This window comes from Streptomyces sp. A5-4 (assembly GCF_051131715.1).
In the GTDB taxonomy this organism is placed as follows: domain Bacteria; phylum Actinomycetota; class Actinomycetes; order Streptomycetales; family Streptomycetaceae; genus Streptomyces.
This window is the reverse complement of the sequence record NZ_CP178591.1, coordinates 1,432,501-1,452,255: the sequence shown is the minus strand read 5'-3', so window position 1 is coordinate 1,452,255 and position 19,755 is coordinate 1,432,501. Positions and strand designations below refer to the sequence as shown.

23 protein-coding genes (1 of these 23 only partly in view) are annotated in these 19,755 nt (G+C 70.4%); 14 read left to right on the top strand and 9 right to left on the bottom strand.

The window, feature by feature from the left end; translation table 11 throughout:
* Positions 1 to 23 precede the first annotated feature (23 nt).
* A complete protein-coding gene (locus ACLLJJ_RS06710; protein WP_434588342.1) occupies positions 24 to 698 on the bottom strand; it encodes a FadR/GntR family transcriptional regulator in 675 nt (224 codons plus the stop codon).
* A gap of 75 nt (positions 699 to 773) precedes the next feature.
* Between ACLLJJ_RS06710 and ACLLJJ_RS06705 the strand changes: the two genes are divergently transcribed.
* From ACLLJJ_RS06705 to ACLLJJ_RS06690, 4 genes are all read left to right on the top strand, one after another.
* Positions 774 to 2,054, top strand: coding sequence for a CynX/NimT family MFS transporter (locus tag ACLLJJ_RS06705; RefSeq protein WP_434588341.1), 1,281 nt, complete (start codon positions 774 to 776; stop codon positions 2,052 to 2,054).
* Positions 2,055 to 2,117: 63 nt separating this feature from the next.
* Complete coding sequence (locus ACLLJJ_RS06700; RefSeq protein ID WP_347126058.1) at positions 2,118 to 2,234, top strand: SGM_5486 family transporter-associated protein; 117 nt, start codon at positions 2,118 to 2,120, stop codon at positions 2,232 to 2,234.
* A 170-nt stretch (positions 2,235 to 2,404) separates the two neighbouring features.
* Positions 2,405 to 2,614 (top strand): hypothetical protein, encoded by a 210-nt coding sequence (locus ACLLJJ_RS06695; RefSeq protein ID WP_434588339.1) that lies wholly within the window; start codon positions 2,405 to 2,407, stop codon positions 2,612 to 2,614.
* A gap of 112 nt (positions 2,615 to 2,726) precedes the next feature.
* Complete coding sequence (locus ACLLJJ_RS06690) at positions 2,727 to 3,245, top strand: SixA phosphatase family protein (protein WP_434588338.1); 519 nt, start codon at positions 2,727 to 2,729, stop codon at positions 3,243 to 3,245.
* Positions 3,246 to 3,356: 111 nt separating this feature from the next.
* Here ACLLJJ_RS06690 and serB read toward each other — a convergent pair whose 3' ends face one another.
* Together serB and ACLLJJ_RS06680 are read right to left on the bottom strand one after the other, a co-directional pair.
* On the bottom strand, positions 3,357 to 4,571 hold the full coding sequence (gene serB / locus ACLLJJ_RS06685) for a phosphoserine phosphatase SerB (RefSeq protein WP_434588337.1): 1,215 nt from the start codon (positions 4,569 to 4,571) through the stop codon (positions 3,357 to 3,359).
* 120 nt (positions 4,572 to 4,691) lie between these two features.
* Complete coding sequence (locus ACLLJJ_RS06680; protein WP_434588336.1) at positions 4,692 to 6,308, bottom strand: streptophobe family protein; 1,617 nt, start codon at positions 6,306 to 6,308, stop codon at positions 4,692 to 4,694.
* A 243-nt stretch (positions 6,309 to 6,551) separates the two neighbouring features.
* On the opposite strand from ACLLJJ_RS06680, the gene ACLLJJ_RS06675 reads away from it, so the two are divergent.
* Positions 6,552 to 9,140, top strand: coding sequence for an FHA domain-containing protein (locus tag ACLLJJ_RS06675; RefSeq protein WP_434588335.1), 2,589 nt, complete (start codon positions 6,552 to 6,554; stop codon positions 9,138 to 9,140).
* 88 nt (positions 9,141 to 9,228) lie between these two features.
* Here the strand turns inward: ACLLJJ_RS06675 and ACLLJJ_RS06670 are convergent, their stop codons facing one another.
* Together ACLLJJ_RS06670 and ACLLJJ_RS06665 are read right to left on the bottom strand one after the other, a co-directional pair.
* A complete protein-coding gene (locus ACLLJJ_RS06670; protein ID WP_434588334.1) occupies positions 9,229 to 9,972 on the bottom strand; it encodes a transglycosylase SLT domain-containing protein in 744 nt (247 codons plus the stop codon).
* A gap of 237 nt (positions 9,973 to 10,209) precedes the next feature.
* The gene (locus ACLLJJ_RS06665; protein ID WP_434588333.1) at positions 10,210 to 10,428 is read right to left on the bottom strand and encodes a hypothetical protein; all 219 of its coding nucleotides are present in this window, start codon (positions 10,426 to 10,428) and stop codon (positions 10,210 to 10,212) included.
* Between the two features lie 127 nt (positions 10,429 to 10,555).
* On the opposite strand from ACLLJJ_RS06665, the gene ACLLJJ_RS06660 reads away from it, so the two are divergent.
* From ACLLJJ_RS06660 to ACLLJJ_RS06645, 4 genes are all read left to right on the top strand, one after another.
* Positions 10,556 to 11,701: a GAF domain-containing sensor histidine kinase gene (locus tag ACLLJJ_RS06660; RefSeq protein WP_434588332.1), complete on the top strand. Its 1,146-nt coding sequence runs from the start codon at positions 10,556 to 10,558 to the stop codon at positions 11,699 to 11,701.
* Positions 11,694 to 12,338: a response regulator gene (locus ACLLJJ_RS06655; RefSeq protein ID WP_434588331.1), complete on the top strand. Its 645-nt coding sequence runs from the start codon at positions 11,694 to 11,696 to the stop codon at positions 12,336 to 12,338. Before ACLLJJ_RS06660 ends, ACLLJJ_RS06655 begins: the two co-directional genes overlap by 8 nt.
* A gap of 138 nt (positions 12,339 to 12,476) precedes the next feature.
* Positions 12,477 to 12,722, top strand: a complete 246-nt coding sequence (locus tag ACLLJJ_RS06650) for a chaplin (protein ID WP_434588330.1) — start codon at positions 12,477 to 12,479, stop codon at positions 12,720 to 12,722.
* Between the two features lie 121 nt (positions 12,723 to 12,843).
* Positions 12,844 to 13,083 carry a chaplin gene (locus tag ACLLJJ_RS06645; protein ID WP_434588329.1) on the top strand — a complete coding sequence of 80 codons (240 nt, stop codon included), beginning with the start codon at positions 12,844 to 12,846 and terminating at the stop codon, positions 13,081 to 13,083.
* 83 nt (positions 13,084 to 13,166) lie between these two features.
* Here the strand turns inward: ACLLJJ_RS06645 and ACLLJJ_RS06640 are convergent, their stop codons facing one another.
* Positions 13,167 to 13,958, bottom strand: a complete 792-nt coding sequence (locus ACLLJJ_RS06640; RefSeq protein WP_434588328.1) for a hypothetical protein — start codon at positions 13,956 to 13,958, stop codon at positions 13,167 to 13,169.
* A 169-nt stretch (positions 13,959 to 14,127) separates the two neighbouring features.
* Between ACLLJJ_RS06640 and ACLLJJ_RS06635 the strand changes: the two genes are divergently transcribed.
* The 4 genes from ACLLJJ_RS06635 to ACLLJJ_RS06620 all read left to right on the top strand — a co-directional run bounded on the left by ACLLJJ_RS06635 (position 14,128) and on the right by ACLLJJ_RS06620 (position 17,364).
* The gene (locus ACLLJJ_RS06635) at positions 14,128 to 14,925 is read left to right on the top strand and encodes an ABC transporter ATP-binding protein (protein ID WP_434588327.1); all 798 of its coding nucleotides are present in this window, start codon (positions 14,128 to 14,130) and stop codon (positions 14,923 to 14,925) included.
* Positions 14,926 to 14,975: 50 nt separating this feature from the next.
* Positions 14,976 to 15,407 (top strand): NfeD family protein, encoded by a 432-nt coding sequence (locus tag ACLLJJ_RS06630; protein WP_434588326.1) that lies wholly within the window; start codon positions 14,976 to 14,978, stop codon positions 15,405 to 15,407.
* Between the two features lie 169 nt (positions 15,408 to 15,576).
* Positions 15,577 to 16,527, top strand: a complete 951-nt coding sequence (locus tag ACLLJJ_RS06625) for an SPFH domain-containing protein (RefSeq protein WP_434588325.1) — start codon at positions 15,577 to 15,579, stop codon at positions 16,525 to 16,527.
* A gap of 69 nt (positions 16,528 to 16,596) precedes the next feature.
* Positions 16,597 to 17,364 carry a sulfite exporter TauE/SafE family protein gene (locus tag ACLLJJ_RS06620; protein ID WP_434588324.1) on the top strand — a complete coding sequence of 256 codons (768 nt, stop codon included), beginning with the start codon at positions 16,597 to 16,599 and terminating at the stop codon, positions 17,362 to 17,364.
* A gap of 54 nt (positions 17,365 to 17,418) precedes the next feature.
* Here the strand turns inward: ACLLJJ_RS06620 and ACLLJJ_RS06615 are convergent, their stop codons facing one another.
* The 3 genes from ACLLJJ_RS06615 to ACLLJJ_RS06605 all read right to left on the bottom strand — a co-directional run bounded on the left by ACLLJJ_RS06615 (position 17,419) and on the right by ACLLJJ_RS06605 (position 19,437).
* Complete coding sequence (locus tag ACLLJJ_RS06615; RefSeq protein ID WP_434588323.1) at positions 17,419 to 17,922, bottom strand: HNH endonuclease; 504 nt, start codon at positions 17,920 to 17,922, stop codon at positions 17,419 to 17,421.
* A 143-nt stretch (positions 17,923 to 18,065) separates the two neighbouring features.
* Positions 18,066 to 18,602, bottom strand: a complete 537-nt coding sequence (locus ACLLJJ_RS06610; RefSeq protein ID WP_434588322.1) for a YbhB/YbcL family Raf kinase inhibitor-like protein — start codon at positions 18,600 to 18,602, stop codon at positions 18,066 to 18,068.
* Positions 18,603 to 18,654: 52 nt separating this feature from the next.
* Positions 18,655 to 19,437: a sporulation protein gene (locus tag ACLLJJ_RS06605; RefSeq protein ID WP_434588321.1), complete on the bottom strand. Its 783-nt coding sequence runs from the start codon at positions 19,435 to 19,437 to the stop codon at positions 18,655 to 18,657.
* A gap of 135 nt (positions 19,438 to 19,572) precedes the next feature.
* Between ACLLJJ_RS06605 and ACLLJJ_RS06600 the strand changes: the two genes are divergently transcribed.
* Positions 19,573 to 19,755, top strand: partial view of a DNA-3-methyladenine glycosylase gene (locus tag ACLLJJ_RS06600; RefSeq protein WP_434588320.1) — the start only. 456 nt of this gene lie beyond the right edge of the window; 183 of the gene's 639 nt are visible here — the first part of the coding sequence; its start codon is at positions 19,573 to 19,575; the stop codon falls past the right edge of the window.

Sequence of the window (19,755 nt, the reverse complement as noted above, 5' to 3'; positions counted from 1 at the left end):
CCTGCCCGAAGTGCCGTACGGCCCTACGCCCGCTCCCCGAGGCACTTGAGGGAGTACCCCGCGGCCTCGGTGGCGGCCGTCTCCTTGTCACCGGCGCGGATCGCCTCGACCAGCCGCGCGTGATCCATGTGCTCCTGCGGCCGCAGCTCCTGACCCACGTCCTCGCGCAGCCAGTCGCGCAGCAGGTCGCCCAGGTCCGCGTAGAGCCCGATCAGCACGTCGTTGTGCGAGGCGGCGACGATCGCGAGGTGCAGCGTCGCGTCGGCCGTCACGAAGTGCTCGGCGTCGCCCGAGGCCCAGGCCTGCTCACGCCGCGCGAGCAGTGTGTCCAGCTGCCGCACGTCACGCGCGGTGCGCCGCTCGGCGGCCAGCCGGGCGGCCGAGGACTCCAGGGTCGAGCGCAGCTCCGCGATGTGGCGGGGGTCGGCGTCCGCGAAGCGGCGGTGCATCACCCCGGCCAGCTCGCTGGTGGCGATGACATACGTGCCCGAGCCCTGGCGGATGTCGAGCAGCCCGTTGTGCGCGAGCGCGCGGACCGCCTCGCGCACGGTGTTGCGGGCCACTCCCAGCTGCTCGACCAGCGCGGGCTCGGTCGGGATGCGCGAGCCGACGGGCCACTCGCCCGTGGTGATCTGGTTGCGCAGCTCGGTGATCACCTGGTCGGCCAGTGCCGAACGCCGGGGAGAGGTCAGCGGCATGGTGCTCCTCGTCTCGGGTGTCGCCTCGGGGAAGCGATTGGACAACCAATCATCCCATGATTCTATGATGGCTCCATGCCCGAAGACGAGACCCGGACCCTGAGCCCCGCCCGCGAGGCGCCGGCCACCCCCGCGGAACCCCCCGCCAGTACGCCGCAGCGACCGGTGTGGATCACCCGGCTCGTGGTCGTCGGCCTCGTCCTCGCCGCGCTCAACCTCCGCCCGGCCATCACCAGCCTCGGCCCGCTCCTGGAGGAGGTCCGCACGGGCCTCGGCATGAGCGGCAGCCTCGCCGGCCTGCTGACCTCCGTACCGCCGCTCTGCTTCGCGATCTTCGGCCTCACCGCCCCGAGGCTCGCCCGCCGCTTCGGCCCCGGCGCGATCATCTGCGCCGGCATGGCGGCGATCGCCGCGGGTCTGGTGCTGCGCCCCTTCGCGGGCGGCGCGGCCGGGTTCCTCGCGGCCAGTGCGCTGGCCCTGATGGGCATCGCCGTCAGCAACATCCTGATGCCGGTCATCGTCAAGCGCTGGTTCCCCGACCGGGTCGGCTCGATGACCGGGCTCTACTCGATGGCCCTGGCCCTCGGCACCGCGCTCGCCGCAGCCGCCACGGTCCCCATGACCCAGGCGCTGGGCGGCAGTTGGCAGACCGGCCTCGCCGTCTGGGGCGGCCTCGCCGCCGTCGCCGTAGTGCCCTGGCTCATCCTCTCCCGGCACCGCAGCACCGGAGCCGCCGCGGCACGGAGTGCGACGCAGGGGCAGGAGACGCCCGGCCTCAGGATCACCCGCAGCCCCACCGCGTGGGCCCTCGCCTGCTTCTTCGGCCTGCAGGCCACCGCCGCGTACATCACCATGGGCTGGATGCCGCAGATCTTCCGTGACGCCGGGGTCTCGGCCGGCACGGCCGGTGTGCTGCTCGCCGTGACCATGGCGATGGGCATCCCGCTCGCCTTCGTCATCCCACGCGTCGCCTCCCGTATGCGCACCCAGGGCCCGATCGTCGTCGTACTCGGCCTCTGCGGACTCATCGGCTACACGGGACTCTTCCTCGCCCCCGCTTCGGGAGCCTGGGCCTGGGCCATCCTGCTCGGCATCTCCAACTGCGCCTTCCCGCTGGCCCTCACGATGATCGGCATGCGGGCCAGGAGCGGCGCCGGTGTCGTCCGGCTGTCCGCCTTCGCGCAGAGCACCGGATATCTGATCTCCATCCCCGGTCCGCTGCTCGTCGGCGTGCTCTACCAGCACAGCGGCGGCTGGGGCCTGCCGATCGGCCTGATGGCGGGGCTGATGGTGCCGCAGATCGTCGTCGGCATGCTCGCCGGACGCAACCGCACCATCGAGGAAGAGCTGCGCTGACCCGGCCGGCCGGCGCCCCGACCCGGCCGGGTCGGGGCGACCGAAGGGTGCGAGACTTGGCGTATGCCAGTACTCGACCCCAATCCCCAGAACGGCCAGCGCAAGCTGCTCATCGTGCTCGGCGCGATGCTCGGCATCACGCTGATCATCGCGATCATCGCGTCGATCGCATCCCCCTGATCGTCGCCTCCATCGCGTCCCCCTGACCCCTCACGCGGGCGGGGGTGGGGCTACCCCCACCATCCCCTAGGGGGCCAGGGTCAGGGTGAAGTGGGTGGGTCACCGGATGGGGCCCGGCGCCCCCGGTCCGTAGGTTCGAAGCACACCAACCGAACCTTACGGAGGCGGCCATGGCGGCCCGTGCACACATCCGGAGCACCCCCCCGGCCTCCGGCGTCGAGATGCGGCTGCCGTGGTGGGCCGTGGTCCTCCCCGCGATCGCCTTCGCCGTCCTGCTCGTGCTCATCGCCGGTCCCGGCCAGGCGCAGGCCGCGAGCGGCGATCCCGCGGTCACGCACCTGATGGAACGCATCCAGCAGAGCCTGTCCGGCCAGGGGTGACCGGCGGACATCCACCGGCCACCGCCTCCCGGCCGGCAGCCCGTTCACCCGTGGTGGGGGAGCACGCCAACACCCTGCGCCCCGTGGCGCGATCCATGCGAAGCTGGGATGCATGAGCGTCGATACACCCCGCAGGATCGTCCTACTCAGGCATGCGAAGGCCGACTGGCCACAGGTGTCCGACCACGATCGGCCGCTCGCCGACCGCGGCCGCATGGACGCCCCCACCGCCGGGGCCCGGCTGGCCGAGACCGGTATCCCCTTCGACCTGACACTGTGCTCGACCGCGGCCAGGACGCGCGAGACCTGGAAGCTGGTGGTGCAGGCACTGCCGCACCGCCCCAGGACCGTGTACGAGGAGCGGTTGTACGAAGCCTCCCCCGGTGAGCTCATCGCGCTCCTGAACGAGACCCCGGACGACGTGAACGACCTCCTTGTCATCGGGCACAACCCCGGAGTGCACGCGGTGGCGGAGGCCCTCTCGGGGACCGGCGAGGGCGACGCGCCCGCCCGCATGGCCCGCAGTGGATTCCCGACCTCGTCGTTCGCGGTCATCGGTTTCACCGGCCCGTGGAAGTCCCTGGAGCACGGCGTCGGAAACCTCGTCGACTACTGGGCCCCGCACGACTGACCGGCTCCCGATTCGCGACGAACACGACGAGCGCGACGACCCGAACGAACACGGCCGACACGATGAAGCCCCGGCGCGGAGATGACCGCACCGGGGCTTCGCGTTCGCCGACTACTCCACGAGGCCGTCGGCCGCCTCGACCTCTTCACGGGTGATGCCCAGCAGGTACAGGACGGTGTCCAGGAACGGGACGTTCACGGCGGTGTGCGCGGCCTTGCGGACCAGCGGCTTCGCGTTGAAGGCGACCCCCAGGCCGGCGGCGTTCAACATGTCGAGGTCGTTCGCACCGTCGCCGATCGCGACCGTCTGGGACAGCGGTACGCCCGCCTCGGCGGCGAACCGACGCAGCAGCCGCGCCTTGCCGGCGCGGTCCACGATCTCGCCGGTCACCCGGCCGGTGAGCTTCCCGTCCACGATCTCCAGGGTGTTGGCCGAGGCGAAGTCGAGGCCCAGCTTCTCCTTGAGGTCATCGGTGACCTGGGTGAACCCGCCCGATACGACACCCACTTGATAACCGAGCCGCTTGAGCGTACGGATCAGGGTGCGGGCACCGGGCGTGAGCCGCACCTCGGTGCGGACCTTGTCCACGACCGCCGAGTCGAGCCCCGCGAGCAGCGCCACGCGCGCGTGCAGCGACTGCTCGAAATCCAGCTCCCCGCGCATGGCCCGGTCGGTCACCTCGGCGACCTCGGCCTCGCAGCCCGCGTGCGCGGCGAAGAGCTCGATGACCTCGTCCTGGATGAGCGTCGAGTCCACGTCCATCACGACGAGCCGCTGGGCGCGCCGGTGCAGCCCGGCCGAGACCACGGCCACATCGATGCCCTGCTCTGCGGCCTCCAGCGCGAGCGCGGTGCGCAGCGGCTCGGTCTCGGTGCCGGACACCGCGAACTCCACCGCCGTGACGGGGTACTTGGCCAGCCGGAAGATCCGGTCGATGTTGCCGCCGGTCGCGGTGATGCGGGCCGCGATGGCGGCGGTGGACTCGGAAGTGAGGGGGTGCCCGAGCACGGTGACGTGCGAACGGCCGCTGCCGCGCGGCCGGTTGTCGCCGGTACCCGAGATGATCTCGGCCTGGAGCCTGAGCGACTCGGCCCAGCTGTGCACGGTGGCGCGGAGGTCGCCGGCGGTGCTCACGGTCGGCTCCGTGACGAGGGCGCACAGGACGATGCGGCCACGGGTGACGACCTGCTCGATGTCGACCACGTCGACGGCGTAGGCGGCGAGGGTGTCGAAGAGCCCCGCGGTGATCCCGGGGCGGTCCTTCCCGAAGATCTTCACGAGAAGCGTGGGGGCGTCAGAGGCCTGACTGGGCTGTGATGCGGTCATGGTGCCCCCACCGTATCGGGCGTCCTCCCGGCTTCGATCTCCCGTCCCGAGTGCCGGACGCGAGTGGCGGCCGGCCGGGCGCCGAGGACCGGCGTCCGCGGCCTTCAGGGGCGCCCGGTGTCACCTCGGCATCCGCGGCCTCCCCGGCGGCGGCGGGCCCTCCTCCGGCGGCGCCGGCGGACGGGGGCGGGGCGAGGGCGGTGGCATCGGCGGCGCGGGCCCCACCACGGTCGGCGCCCCGTGCACGCCGTGTGGTGGCCGCAGATAGGGGTTGGTGTCCTCGCCGGCGGGGCGGTATCCGGGCGACGGTGTGTACGGCCCGGGTCCGGACGCCGGATCCGGGTACGTCCGGTCCTCCCGCCGCGTCCCGAGGGCGAACGGCGAAGCCCGCCGCCCCGCCGCCCCCGACAGGCACGCCAGCAGCGCCCCGAGGCCACCGGCCGCCGTACCCCACGCGCCCCCGAGCAGCGCCGCCATCGGCGCACTGCCGTGCAGCTCGATGCCCGCGCCGAACGCGTCGAACCCGAGCACCGACAGCGAAGCGTCGGCGGAGATGTCCGTCAGCCACACCAGCAGCGGCAGCGCCGACGCGGTCACGACACCGAGCCGCACCGCGCACCGCCCGGCGAAGCCGACCGCCGACCGGCCGCCCCTGGGGGTACGGGCCGCGGCCAGCACCCCGGCGAGCAGCATCGTCACCGCGGCGGCCACGCCCAGCAGCCAGACCCGCTGATCGAGCTCGGCGAGCCGCCCCAGCGTCAGCTCCCGGCCGTCGGAGACCCGCAACAGGTCGTCCACCGGATCGGGCAGCAGCTGCGCCAGCTCGCCGGTGGCCCCGCCGTCCCACGGCACCAGCAGCCCGACCGTGATCCCGAGCCACACCCCGTTCGGCGCCCCGAGCAGCGCCGCCCCGGCGATCCGCTTCGGGTTGTCGTCACCGACCGCCGCGTACGCCGCCGCGGCGAGCCCCGCCAGGACCGCCAGCACGAACACCGTGACCAGGGCGGAAGCGGCGGGCCGCACGAGCCGGTGCAGCGCGTCCAGGCGGCGCGGCAACGGCGTACGACGGGACGCGAGCAGTGCGATCACCAGCACCCCGAGCACCCAGCAGGCCCCGCCCACCAGGGACTCGGCGGTGTTGACGGTGAACCCCACCGACGCCTTCGCGTCCGCGAGATCGGTGAGCCGGTCGGGCAGCAGACCGCCGAGGTCCCCGAGCCCTTCGGGCAGTTTGTCGCTGATGCCGTCGGGCAGATCGTTGCCCGGGATCTCCTCAAGGCCGAGTCGGTCACCGTCGATTGTGATGACGTCGTGACCTGCCCAGGCGAGCCCGCCCATGGTCGCGACGAACAGGACGGCCACCGCACCCGCCCGCGCGGCCAGCTCACCCCCGGAGATGAACGCGCCCGCGCCCCGCAGCGACCGCAGGAAGAACACGGCGAGAAGGAGCGCGCCGGCCAGGCCCACCCCCAGTGGCGCGATGTCGACGGCGGTCCGCGCCTCGGCGCCCTCAAGGCCGAAGGCCTCGACGTCGCCGGACGGGCTGACCGAACCACCCGCCCCGAGCACCACCATGGCCGCCGTCATCGGCCCGAGCGACGCGGTGGAATCCGCGCCCAGCAGATGCAGCCCGAGAGCGGCCACGCCCGCCATCCCCACCAACGCCCAGCTCACCGAGGCGATGGAGGCCGACAGCGCATCGCCCCACCGCACACGCCCGCTGTCGCTCGCAGCCATAAGGCCCCCCGATCCGTACGGAAGTGTCCCTACTTATTCTGTTCGCGCATGATCCGTACGCACTCATGGACGCTTACTACTCTCCGAGCCCATTCCTCCCGCGTCAACGGGCAGCTGATACAGGGTTGGTACGAGGTCGTCACTGGGCCCGGCTTTCGTATTCGGGACTGGGCCTGAAATAGTTCCCCACGATGTTCAGCATCCCTAGACTCCCTGCGATGGGGGTAACTCGGGGGACAACTAGTGGGGCGCGGAGTGCCGGAACTCGTACTGGAATTGAATGGCAGGACCTGGACGCTCGATCCGTCCAGGTCGTACACCCTCGGACGCGATCCGCAGGGTGATCTGGCGATCGACGACGCCAGGGTCTCGTGGCGGCACGCGACCATCAGCTGGGGCGGGCGCAGCTGGGTCATTGAGGACCACGGCAGCACCAACGGCACCTATGTGCAGGGTCAGCGGATCCACCAGATGGAGATCGGCCCCGGCTCCGCCGTGCACCTGGGCAATGCCACCGACGGCCCGCGGCTGAGCCTGACCGGCGCGGGCGCGGACGCGGGTGTGCCCAGCGCGCAGGGGGCGATGGGCAACCAGCAGGCACCTCAGCAGCAGGCACCCCAGCAGGCGCCGCCGCAGAGCGGTCCGGGCTGGGCGGCGCAGGCGCAGCAGTACCAGCAGCCGCAGTACCAGCCGCCGCAGCAGCAGCCGCAGCCGCAGCCGCAGGGACAGCGGGCCTGGCAGCAGCAGCCTCAGCAGGCGCAGGTGCCGCACCAGCAGGGCGGCCCCTCCGGCGGTGCCGCGGGGGCTCCGCCGGTGTACGGCGACCGCAGCCCGACGACGTTCCACCAGGTGGCGCTCGGCCGGGTCATGCGGATCGGCCGTGCGCTGGAGAACGAACTGGTCGTCTCCGACCTCCAGGTCTCCCGGCTGCACGCCGAGTTCGTGGCGACGCCCGACGGCCGTTTCGAGATCCATGACCTCGGCAGCCACAACGGCACGTACGTCAACGGTCAGCCGATCGCCAAGTCGGGCACCGCGCTGCTCGGTCCCAACGACATCGTGGGCGTCGGCCACTCGACGTACCGCCTCGTCGGGGACCGGCTCGAGGAGTTCGTCGACACCGGTGAGGTCTCCTTCTCCGCCCGCCACCTCACGGTGACGGTCGACGGCGGCAAGGACATCCTCAAGGACGTCTCCTTCGGCGTACCGGAGAAGTCGCTCATCGCGGTCATCGGCCCCTCGGGCTCGGGCAAGTCGACGCTGCTCAAGGCGCTCACCGGCTACCGGCCCGCCAACAAGGGCGATGTCCTCTACGACAACAGGAACCTGTACAAGCAGTTCGCCGAGCTGCGCCAGCGCATCGGTCTGGTCCCGCAGGACGACATCCTGCACAAGGAACTGTCGGTGAAGAAGGCCCTGAAGTACGCGGCCAAGCTCCGCTTCCCGGCCGACACCTCGGAGGCCGAGCGGCAGACCCGTATCGACGAGGTACTGGGCGAGCTCAAGCTGGACATCCACAAGGAGAAGAAGGTCAGCTCCCTCTCCGGTGGCCAGCGCAAGCGCGTCTCGGTCGCCCTTGAGCTGCTGACCAAGCCGTCGCTGATCTTCCTCGACGAGCCGACGTCCGGCCTCGACCCGGGCATGGACCGCGACGTCATGCAGCTGCTGCGTGGCCTCGCCGACGACGGCCGCACCGTCCTGGTCGTCACCCACTCCGTGGCCGAGCTCGCGATCTGCGACAAGCTCCTGGTGATGGCGCCCGGCGGGTCCGTCGCCTACTTCGGGCCGCCGGAGGAAGCGCTCAACTTCTTCGGCTACAGCACCTGGGCCGACGTCTTCTCGGCCTTCGAGAACTACCGCGACTACGACTGGGCGGGCCGCTGGCGCGGCTCGCAGCACTACCAGATGTACGCCGCCGACATCGACGCGGTCGCCGCACAGTCCGTACACATGCCGCCCGCCCAGCAGATGCGCCCGCCCAAGCCGCAGGGCTGGGGCTCGCAGCTGTGGACCCTGGTCCGCCGCTATGTGTCGGTGATCGTCTCCGACAAGGGCTTCATCGGCCTGATGCTGATCCTCCCGGCGGTGCTCGGCATCGTCAGCGTCGTCATCCCGGCCGACAGCGGCCTCGGCCTCGGCCCGGAGAAGAACAGGCTGGTCAACAAGGACGTCGGTACGATCCTGCTGATCCTCGCGGTCGGCGCGTGCTTCTCCGGCGCCGCCAACTCCGTCCGCGAGCTGATCAAGGAACGGGTGATCTACGAGCGGGAGCGCGCCACCGGCCTGTCCCGTTCCGCGTATCTCATGTCCAAGGTCATCGTCCTCGGCCTGATCACCGCCCTGCAGGGCATCATCATCGCGGCGATCGGCTTCGGCGCCCGCGCGAAGCTGCCGGCCGAGGGCGTCATCTTCGAGGACTACCCGGTCGTCGAGATGACGATGGTCATCAGCGCCCTCGGGTTCACCTCGATGATGTTCGGCCTGATCATCTCGGCCCTGGTGAAGACCGCCGAGAAGACCATGCCGCTGCTGGTCATGTTCGCGATCGTCCAGGTCGTCTTCACCGGCGTCCTGTTCCAGCTGCACGACAGCCCCGGCATCGAGCAGGTCGCCTGGCTGATGCCCTCGCGCTGGGCGGTGGCCGCGCTGGGCACGACGGCGGAACTCAATATCGCGATGCCGTGGGACGTCAAGAACCTCGACGCCCTGTGGGACCACTCCGCGAGTCAGTGGATCACCGACATGGGTGTGCTGCTCGGCATCGGCGCACTCTGCGGCTTCATCGTGGTGCGCCTGCTGCGCCGCCACGAGCCCGAGGTCATGCGCAAGTAACGGCTCCGGTACGACGCACAAGGGCGGCACCTCTCGGAGGTGCCGCCCTTGTGCGTCGGCGTTCGGTCGGGCCTGTGGGGGCCACGACTCAGTAGGCGCCGTTGACGTTGTCGATGGAGCCGTACTTGTCCGCGGCGTAGTTGGCCGCGGCGGTGATGTTGGCGACCGGGTCGGCGATGTTCGTCGACGTACCCGAGACGTGGAAGGCGTCGAACGTCGGCTGGATGACCTGGAGCAGGCCGATCGACGGGGTGCCGTTCTGGGCGTTGATGTCCCAGCCGTTGCTGGCGTTCGGGTTGCCCGTGGACTCCCGCATGATGTTGCGGTGCAGTCCGTCGTACGAACCGGGGATGCCCTTGGACTTCATGATGTCCAGGGACTGGCGGATCCAGCCGTCCAGGTTGTTGGCGTAGACGGGCTTGCGCGCGGCGGCGCGGCTCGCGGCCGCGCGCTCGTCGGCGCGGGCCTTCGCCTCGGCCTTGGCCTTCGCCTGGGCGGAGGCCTTCGCCTTGGCCCTGGCGTCGGCCTTGGCCTTGGCGTCGGCCTTGGCCTCGGCGGCCTTCACCTTGGCGGCGAAGTCCTTGGCCTGCTTGTCGGCGCCGACGTGCTGCTGCTCGATGCTCAGGTGAACGGCCTTGGCCTGCGTGCTGCCGGCGGCGCTCGACCAGGCCACGGGGGCGGCGGAGACGGTCTGGGGCTCGGCCTCGGCACTCGCTTCGCCGGGGACGAGCGAGAACGCGAGGGCAGCGGCGCCGAGAGCGGCGACGCCGGCGATGGAGGCCTTGTGAGTCTTCTTCAGGCGACTAAGGCCGGGGGTGCTGGACGCGGACATGCAGACTTACCTCTTCGAATAGCGGAAGCCGCGGAGTCCGCGACGGCAGCCATTGTTAGCGTCCGCAAAATCTTGTGGCAAAGCTGTGAAGTACGATCCGAGGTAGTTGGCCCAGTGGCTAGCAGGCGCGTCAAATGTCCGGTCCTACCCCGCTCACGTGCCCCTTATGCATCCACTAGGGCTCTTCGTAAGTGATGTGCGTCCTATGTGCGGGCTCACATCGGGCAGGTAACAACCTCACCAACCGTTGCTGTCGCGACGCACACCGTGAGCGTTCTCCTCCGGAAGTATGAGGGGGAGGCCGCCGAACTCGCGCCAGAGGTAGAGACGACGCAACGCCCCGGTGTACGCGCGGCGCAGCGCCGCCCGCCCCACGATCGCCTCCAGCGCCCGCACCGCCGTCGTGCCCACCGCGAGAGCCCGGCCACCGGCCACCCGCGCGGCGTTGCCGGCCACGCCGTGGACTCCGGCGCCTCAGCCGCCGACCGCGTCCACAGGGGTACTTCGGCCTACGCCCTGCGGACCAGGCGACGGCCGCCGCAGGCCCGATACGGTGCGTGTTCGCCGCCGGTAGCGTGAGCCCATGACCCCGTCCCCGAGCTCCGGCCTCACCGCCGTGAGCACCGCGCTGCTCGCCATGAGCCGGCACCTGGAAGTACGCGACGTACTCAAGACGATCGTGGCCTCCGCCCGCGAGCTGCTCGACGCGAAGTACGCCGCCCTGGGCGTCCCCGACGACCACGGCGGCTTCGCCCAGTTCGTGGTGGACGGGATCAGCGAGGAACAGTGGAAGGCCATCGGCCCGCTGCCCCGCCAGCACGGCATCCTCGCCGCGATGCTGCACGGCGCCCAGCCAGAGCGCCTCGCGGACGTACGCAAGGACCCCCGCTTCGAGGGCTGGCCCGCCGCGCACCCCGAGATGTCCGACTTCCTGGGCCTGCCGATCAGGGACGGCGACGAGGTCATCGGCGCGCTCTTCCTCGCCAACAAGCGCTGCTCCAAGCCCGGCGGCGGCTGCGGCTTCACCGAGGAGGACGAGGAACTGCTCGGAATGCTCGCCCAGCACGCGGCGATAGCGCTCACCAACGCCCGCCTGTACGAGCGCAGCCGCGAGCTGACCATCGTGGAGGAACGCTCCCGGCTGGCCCACGAGCTCCACGACGCCGTGAGCCAGAAGCTCTTCTCCCTGCGGCTGACCGCCCAGGCAGCCGCCGCCCTCGTCGACCGCGACCCGGCCCGCGCCAAGGACGAGCTCCAGCAGGTGGCCGCGCTCGCCGCCGAGGCCGCCGACGAACTGCGTGCCGCCGTGGTCGAGCTGCGCCCCGCCGCCCTCGACGAGGACGGCCTCAACGCCACCCTGCGCACCCACATCCAGGTCCTCGACCGGGCACACGGCGCCCGTGTCACCTTCGAGAGCCGCGGTGTGCGGGCGCTGCCAGCCGCCCAGGAGGAAGCGCTCCTGCGGGTCGCCCAGGAGGCCCTGCACAACGCGCTGCGCCACTCCGGCGCCGGAGAGGTCGGCGTCGTACTCGCGAAGAGCGGCCGAGGCGCCCGGCTGAGGATCACCGACGACGGCTCGGGCTTCGACACCGGCACCGTCCGACGGGCCGGCCGCCACCTGGGCCTGGTCTCGATGCGCGACCGCGCGAACGGCGTCGGCGGGCGGCTCACCGTGGAATCGGCGCCCGGCAAGGGCACCACCATCGACATGGAGGTCCCCGGTGGCTGAGAAGACGATCCGCGTACTGCTGGTCGACGACCACCAGGTCGTCCGCCGCGGCCTGCGTACGTTCCTGGAGGTCCAGGACGACATCGAGGTGGTGGGCGAGGCAGGCGACGGCGCCGAAGGCGTCGCCCGCGCCGAGGAGCTCCGCCCCGACGTCGTCCTCATGGACATCAAGATGCCCGGCACCGACGGCATCGAGGCGCTGCGCCGGCTCCGCGAGCTGGCCAACCCCGCCAAGGTACTGATCGTGACCAGCTTCACCGAGCAGCGGACCGTCGTCCCCGCCCTGCGCGCGGGCGCATCGGGATACGTCTACAAGGACGTGGACCCGGACGCGCTGGCCGGCGCCATCCGCTCGGTGCACGCGGGCCATGTCCTGCTCCAGCCGGAGGTCGCGGACGCCCTGCTGGCCCAGGACGACACCCTCGGCGGGACGGGCCGGGGGAGCACCCTCACCGAGAGGGAACGCGAAGTGCTGACACTGATCGCCGACGGACGGTCCAACCGGGAGATCGCCCGCGCGCTGGTGCTCTCCGAGAAGACCGTCAAGACACATGTATCGAACGTTCTGATGAAGCTGGACGTCTCCGACCGGACCCAGGCGGCGCTGTGGGCCGTCCGACATGGGGTTACTGGCTAATCCGACGATCCCACCCCGAACCAAGATTCATACCGTCGGGTGTATGTCACCCGTACGGCGCATCCTGATCGGCCCCCGGCCGTTCTCCATGGCGTGCTGCGGCGGCTGGTCGCAGCGATTTGCTAGGAGGACCCTCAAGTGAAGAACCTGCAGAAGGCCGCTGCCATCGCCATGGTCGCCGGTGGCATTGTCGCCGCCGGTGCCGGCGCCGCCTCCGCCACCTCCGGTGCGGACGCCCACGGCAAGGCCGTTCACTCGCCCGGCGTTGCCTCCGGCAACCTGGTCCAGGCGCCCATCCACGTACCGGTGAACGCGGTCGGCAACACCGTGAACGTCATCGGTGTCCTCAACCCGGCCTTCGGGAACCTCGGCATCAACCGCTGACCGACCCCCGCGGTCGACCAGTGACCACCGGCCCCCGAGCCCGCTCGGGGGCCGGTCCGGTGTCGCTTGCTCCACATCCCCCATGGGGCCCGAACCCGTAACAGCAGAAGGAACTTGTTTCATGAACAGCGCCAAGAAGTCCGCCTTGATCCTCGCCATCGCCGGTCTCGCCGCGGGCGCGTCCGCGGGCGTCGCGTCGGCCGACGCCCACACGCAGGGTGCGGCCACGAAGTCCCCGGGCGTCATCTCCGGCAACCTGGCGGAGGTTCCGGTCCACGTTCCGGTCAACGCCACGGGCAACAGCGTCAACGTCATCGGCGTGCTGAACCCGGCCTTCGGCAACGCCTCCCAGAACGTCTGAGCAGCCACACCACTGCTCCCGAAGGCCCCGCGGACTTAGGACCGCGGGGCCTTCCCCGTGCGCGGACCGGGGCGCGCCGCGCCCTACCCGCGCTCCTGCTCCTCCACCCACGCGTTGTACGCCGCGACCTGCGCCCGGCGCGCCACCCGCTCCACCGGCCGCAGCGCCTCCCCCCGCGCCGCGATCTGCGACGCGCTCACAGCGCCGCCCGGCCCGTGCTCGTACGCCAGCGAGATCAGCAGCCCGACCCGCTGGGCCAGCTCCAACACCCGCGCCGCCCGCGGCGGATACCCGGGGGCCAGCACATCCCGGCCGACCCCGGTCCGCCCCGCCCGCGCCCGGTACGCGTCCATCGCGGCCTCCGCTACCGGCCCCGATCCCGCCACATCCAGCTGGGCGAGTGCCGCGGTGGCGTCCCGCAGCCCCTCCGCGAGCTCCCGCTCCGCCTCCCCGAGCGAGGGCACATCGGCCGGCGGGGCCTCCCGCACCGGCAGGCAGTGCCACACCACCTCGACCCGCACATCACCGGGCGGACCCACCTCGTCCACCTCCGGCACCAGCCCGTACGGAGCCCCGACCGCGACCACCGCCTCCTGCGCGTCCAGTGCCCGCGCGTTGAACTCCGGCGGCCCGCTGAGCCCCAGCGGATGCCCCGGCGCGGGCAGCGCCACCCGAAAGCCGGTCACGCCCAGCGCCCGGAGTCTCCCCAGCGCGAGGGTGAGCCCCACGGGCCGCGCCTCACCGGGCACACCCTCCACCCGGTGCACCGTGTCCTCCCCGACGACGCCGAGCGCGGCGTCGTCCAACGAAACAAGTCCGGCCAACAGGGCGTTTCCCCATGCGGCCAGTCGTCCTGAGCGTGGTTCCGAAAGCATGCGCCCAGCCTAGAGAATCGACCGGGGAGACCTGGGGCCCGTCCGGCGGATCAGGGTCGGACAGGCCCTAAGGGCCGGACCGCCCGGCCGGTGGCGTAGGTTTTCCCTGGGAACTGTGCCCACAGGTACACCCGAAATTTCCGAGACTGCATGGGGAGACAACGCGCTCATGAGCGATGTACTGGAGCTGGTGGACGTATCCGTGGTCCGGGACGGACGCGCTCTGGTGGACGACGTCTCCTGGTCGGTCAAGGAAGGCGAGCGCTGGGTGATCCTCGGCCCCAACGGCGCCGGCAAGACCACCCTGCTCAACCTCGCCTCCAGCTACCTCTACCCGTCCACCGGCACCGCCCGGATCCTCGGCGAGCAGCTCGGCAGCCCGGGCGCCGACGTCTTCGACCTCCGCCCCCGCATCGGCATGGCCGGCATCGCGATGGCGGAGAAGCTGCCCAAGCGGCAGACCGTCCTGCAGACGGTGCTCACCGCCGCGTACGGCATGACCGCCACCTGGCACGAGAGCTACGACGAGGTCGACGAGCAGCGCGCCCGCGCCTTCCTCGACCGCCTCGGCATGACGGACTACCTGGACCGGAAGTTCGGCACGCTCTCCGAGGGCGAGCGCAAGCGCACGATGATCGCCCGCGCGATGATGACCGACCCCGAACTGCTGCTACTCGACGAGCCCGCCGCCGGGCTCGACCTCGGCGGCCGCGAGGACCTCGTACGCCGACTCGGGCGCCTCGCCCGCGACCCGTACGCCCCCTCCATGATCATGGTGACGCACCATGTCGAGGAGATCGCCCCGGGCTTCACCCACGTCCTGATGATCCGGCAGGGCAAGATTCTCGCCGCGGGCCCCATGGAGACCGAACTGACCTCCCGCAACCTCTCGTTGTGCTTCGGCCTCCCGCTCGTCGTCGAGCGCAGGTCCGACCGATGGACGGCCCAGGGACTGCCGCTCAGCTGACCCGCTCTGCGCACTGTCGGCAAGGACCCCCGCGCACCTACCATGACCATGTGGAAATCGAAGCATGGGTGTGGTGGCTGATCGGCGCGGTAGGGCTGGGAATTCCGCTTGTCCTGACCACGATGCCGGAGTTCGGAATGCTGTCCGCCGGCGCGGTCGCCGGCGCCGTCACAGCGGGCGTCGGCGGCGGCATGGTCGCCCAAGTGCTGGTCTTCGTCGCCGTATCGGTCGCGCTCCTCGCCGTGGTACGGCCCATCGCGGCCCGGCACCGCACCGAGCGTCCCCAACTGGCCACCGGGATCGACGCCCTGAAGGGCCGTCAGGCCGTCGTCCTGGAACGGGTCGACGGCGGCGGCGGGGGCAGAATCAAGCTCGCCGGCGAGATCTGGTCGGCGCGGGCACTGGACAACGGTCAGAGCTTCGAACCGGGCGAGCAGGTCGACGTCATCGAGATCGACGGAGCAACTGCCGTCGTCATGTGAGCCGTTGCGCGAGTCCCACCTGGGCGCCACAGCTGTCCCATGTGAGCCGAACCACCCACGCACCAGGCACCGATCTGGGAAGATGGATCATCAGATCAGCCGGGCCGTACTCTCGAGCAGCACAAGCCGCACTCTCGAGCAGCACAACACGAAGGGCACGGGGAACGCGATGTCATCCGTCATCATCGTCCTGATCATCCTGGTGGTGCTGGTCTTCATCGCCCTGATCAAGACGATCCAGGTCATCCCGCAGGCGAGCGCCGCCATCGTGGAGCGCTTCGGCCGCTACACGCGCACCCTCAACGCAGGCCTGAACATCGTCGTTCCGTTCATCGACTCGATCCGCAACCGGATCGACCTGCGTGAACAAGTGGTGCCCTTCCCGCCCCAGCCAGTCATCACCCAGGACAACCTGGTCGTGAACATCGACACCGTCATCTACTACCAGGTGACCGACGCCCGCGCCGCGACCTACGAAGTCGCCAGCTACATCCAGGCGATCGAGCAGCTCACCGTCACCACCCTGCGCAACATCATCGGCGGCATGGACCTGGAGCGGACCCTCACCTCCCGCGAGGAGATCAACGCCGCGCTGCGTGGCGTGCTCGACGAGGCCACCGGCAAGTGGGGCATCCGCGTTAACCGGGTCGAGCTCAAGGCGATCGAGCCGCCCACCTCCATCCAGGACTCGATGGAGAAGCAGATGCGCGCCGACCGCGACAAGCGCGCCGCGATCCTCACGGCCGAAGGCATCCGGCAGTCCGCGATCCTGACCGCCGAGGGCGAGAAGCAGTCGGCGATCCTGCGCGCCGAAGGTGAGGCCAAGGCCTCCGCACTGCGCGCCGAGGGCGAGGCCCAAGCCATCCGTACGGTCTTCGAGTCCATCCACGCGGGCGACCCGGACCAGAAGCTCCTCTCGTACCAGTACCTCCAGATGCTCCCCAAGCTCGCCGAGGGCGACGCCAACAAGCTCTGGATCGTCCCCAGCGAGATCGGCGACGCGCTCAAGGGCCTCAGCGGCGCCTTCGGGAACCTCGGCAGTGGCGCCTCCGGCTTCAACACCGGCCAGGAGCGTCGCGACACCGGCCAGGAACGCCGCGAGCAGCCTCCCATCGACTGACACGCGTACGCCGTCGGGCATGATCGGTGATCGGTGCAGCAAGCACCGATCACCGACTAGGGGCGCCGCGTGACGATCTGGGAGATGCTCGCCGTTTTCGCCGCGGGCATCGGCGCGGGAGCCATCAACACCGTCGTCGGGTCCGGCACGCTCATCACCTTCCCGGTGCTGCTCGCCACCGGCCTGCCCCCGGTCACCGCGACCGTCTCCAACGCCCTCGGCCTGATCCCCGGTTCGATCAGCGGCGCCATCGGCTACCGCAAGGAGCTCACCGGCCAGCGCCGTCGCGTCCTGCGCCTGGGTATCGCCTCGGCCATCGGCGGCATCGCCGGAGCCGCGCTGCTCCTCGTCCTGCCGCCGACCGCGTTCGAGACGATCGTCCCCATACTGGTCGGGCTCGCCCTGGTCCTGGTGATCCTGCAGCCCCGCATCACCAAGGCCGTCCAGCGCCGCCGCGAACGCACGGGCTCGCACGCCGACCCGGACGGCGGCCCGCTCCTGTTCACCGGGCTGCTGCTCGCCAGCGTCTACGGCGGCTACTTCACCGCGGCTCAGGGCATCATCTACGTCGCCCTGATGGGCATGCTGCTCATCGACACCATGCAGCGCCTCAACGCCACGAAGAACGTCCTCGCCGCCATCGTCAACACCGTCGCCGCGACGTTCTTCCTCTTCGTCGCGGAATTCGACTGGACGGCGGTGGCCCTCATCGCCGTCGGCTCGGCCATCGGCGGCCAGCTCGGCGCCAAGTTCGGCCGTCGCCTTCCCCCCACGGCTTTGCGCGCACTGATCGTCGTCGTGGGAACCTTGGCGATCATCCAGCTCCTGCTGCGCTGACACACGGAAGCCCGCCCTCGTCCCCGAAGGCGGGTTTCTCCACATCACCACCCGCTACGCGGGCTGGGCCAGCCACCCCGGCAGCGCCGACCGCTCGCCCGCGCCCAGCGCGAGCAGCATCGCGTCCGCGGGCGACGGCACGAACGGCCGCCTCAGCAGCGGCATCGAAGCCTCCTCCGGCGTACGCGCCGCCTTGCGGTGGTTGTCCTGCGCACAGGACGCCACCGTGTTCAGCCAGGTGTCCTCACCACCCTGCGACCTCGGCACGACATGGTCGACGGTCGTCGCCCGCCGCCCGCAGTACGCGCACCGGTGCTGGTCCCGTATCAGCACACCCCGCCTCGACCACGGCGCATGTCTTCGGAAAGGCACCCGCACATACCGGCAGAGCCTGATCACCTGCGGCACCGGAAGCTCCACGGCCGCCGCTCGCATCAGCAGTCCGGGATGGGCCTGCTCGACGACGGCCTTGTCCTGCAGCACAAGCACCACGGCACGGTTCAGTGTCACTGTCGACAGCGGCTCGAAGCTCGCGTTCAGTACCAGCGTGTCCCGCATCTCGCCCACCCTCCCTGCGTCGGCCCACCCCCGGCGGGCTTGGATCAACTCTGGACGGGCGCGTCGAGATGGACAACGTAATAAAAAAATGCCCGTCCCTGATCTCTTCCAAGACCAGGGACGGGCAAACAGAGGATGAACGGTCAACTCTGCGCGGGAGCCTCATACTGTGCGACCAGCTGAGCACGCCCGAGGGTGTGAAAACGCAGATTGAACCCGACCGCCGCAGGCGGGGTGTCCGCGTCCGGCCCGAGCTTCTCGCTGTCCACCGCGTACACGGTGAAGACATAACGGTGGTTCTCGCCGGCCGGCGGCGCTGCCCCGCCGAAGTCCTTCGACCCGTAGTCGTTACGAGCCTGCAGGGCGCCGTCGGGAAGCCCCTCGAACTTCCCGCCGCCCGCCCCGGCCGGCAGCTCCGTGACCGACGCCGGAATGTTGAAGACAGTCCAGTGCCAGAAACCGCTGCCGGTCGGGGCGTCCGGATCAAAGCAGGTCACGGCGAAGCTCTTGGTCCCGGCCGGGAACCCCTCCCACCGCAAGTGCGGCGACGTATTACCGGCCGCGTGGACCTGAGCGTCCTTGAGCACCGCACCCTGCGCGACGTCCTCGCTCACCACGGTGAACGAGGGCACCGGCGGATGGAAGTCATGGGGGAGCGGCGCCTTCTTGGCCTCGGACACGTCTCAACCTCCGGTTCGGTGTTTCTGCCTGACAGCTTCCGAGCCTAGGGGCCTAGAGCCAGTTGCGCCGACCGCCGACCTGCGCGAGCCACTCGTTGAGGTACGCACTCCAGTCGGTGCCCTGGAAGTCGTTCAGCCCGACCTTGAATGCCCGGTAGGAGTCACTGCTCTCGCTGAACAGCCCCGGCTTCTTGTCCATCTCCAGTACGACGTCCATCTCGCGGTCGTCCGCGACGAAGGTCAGCTCGACCTGGTTCAGCCCGCGGTACTGCTGCGGCGGCAGGAATTCGATCTCCTGGTAGAACGGCAGCCGCTGACGCGTCCCACGGATGTGACCGCGCTCCATGTCGGCGCTCTTGAAGCGGAAGCCCAGCTGTACGAAGGCGTCCAGCAGGGCCTGCTGCGCCGGCAGCGGGTGCACGTTGATCGGGTCCAGGTCACCGGAGTCCACGGCCCGCGCGATCTCCAGCTCGGTCGTCACCCCGATGTTCATCCCGCGCAGCTGCTGGCCGGCGATGCTCGTGATGGGCGTCTCCCAGGGAATCTCAAGACCGAACGGCACCACGTGCACGGCCCCGGCCTTCACCTCGAAGGCGCCACCGAGCCGCTGCTTGGTGAACTCGATGTCCTGCTTGATCTCCTGGTCGTTGCCCTCGACCTCGACGCGGGCCTGAAGCCCGACCGAGAGGGCGTCGATCTGCTGATCGACCGATCCACCCTGGATCCGCACCTCGCCCTGCACCACACCACCGGGCACGACGTTCGCCTCGGTGAGCTCCGTCTCCACCGACGCGCCACCGGCACCCAAACTCGCGAGCAGCTTCTTGAAGCCCATGTCTCTCCCCAGATTTTTGATACTGACCCGTACAAACGCAGAACGAGCACACCCGGTTCCGCGCCCTCACCCTGGCAAAGCGGATGTCTCGCGGCCACCTACCCGGGTGGACGAGTTCCACTACGCTCGGATGGCATGATCACGGATCCAGACCGTACGCCGCTCGACCGGGGGTTCTTCGACCGCCCTGTCCTTGCGGTCGCCCCCGACCTGCTGGGCCGCACCCTGGTGCGTGAGTCCGACGACGGGCCCATCGAACTGCGCCTTACCGAGGTCGAGGCATACGACGGACCGCGCGACCCGGGCTCGCACGCGTAT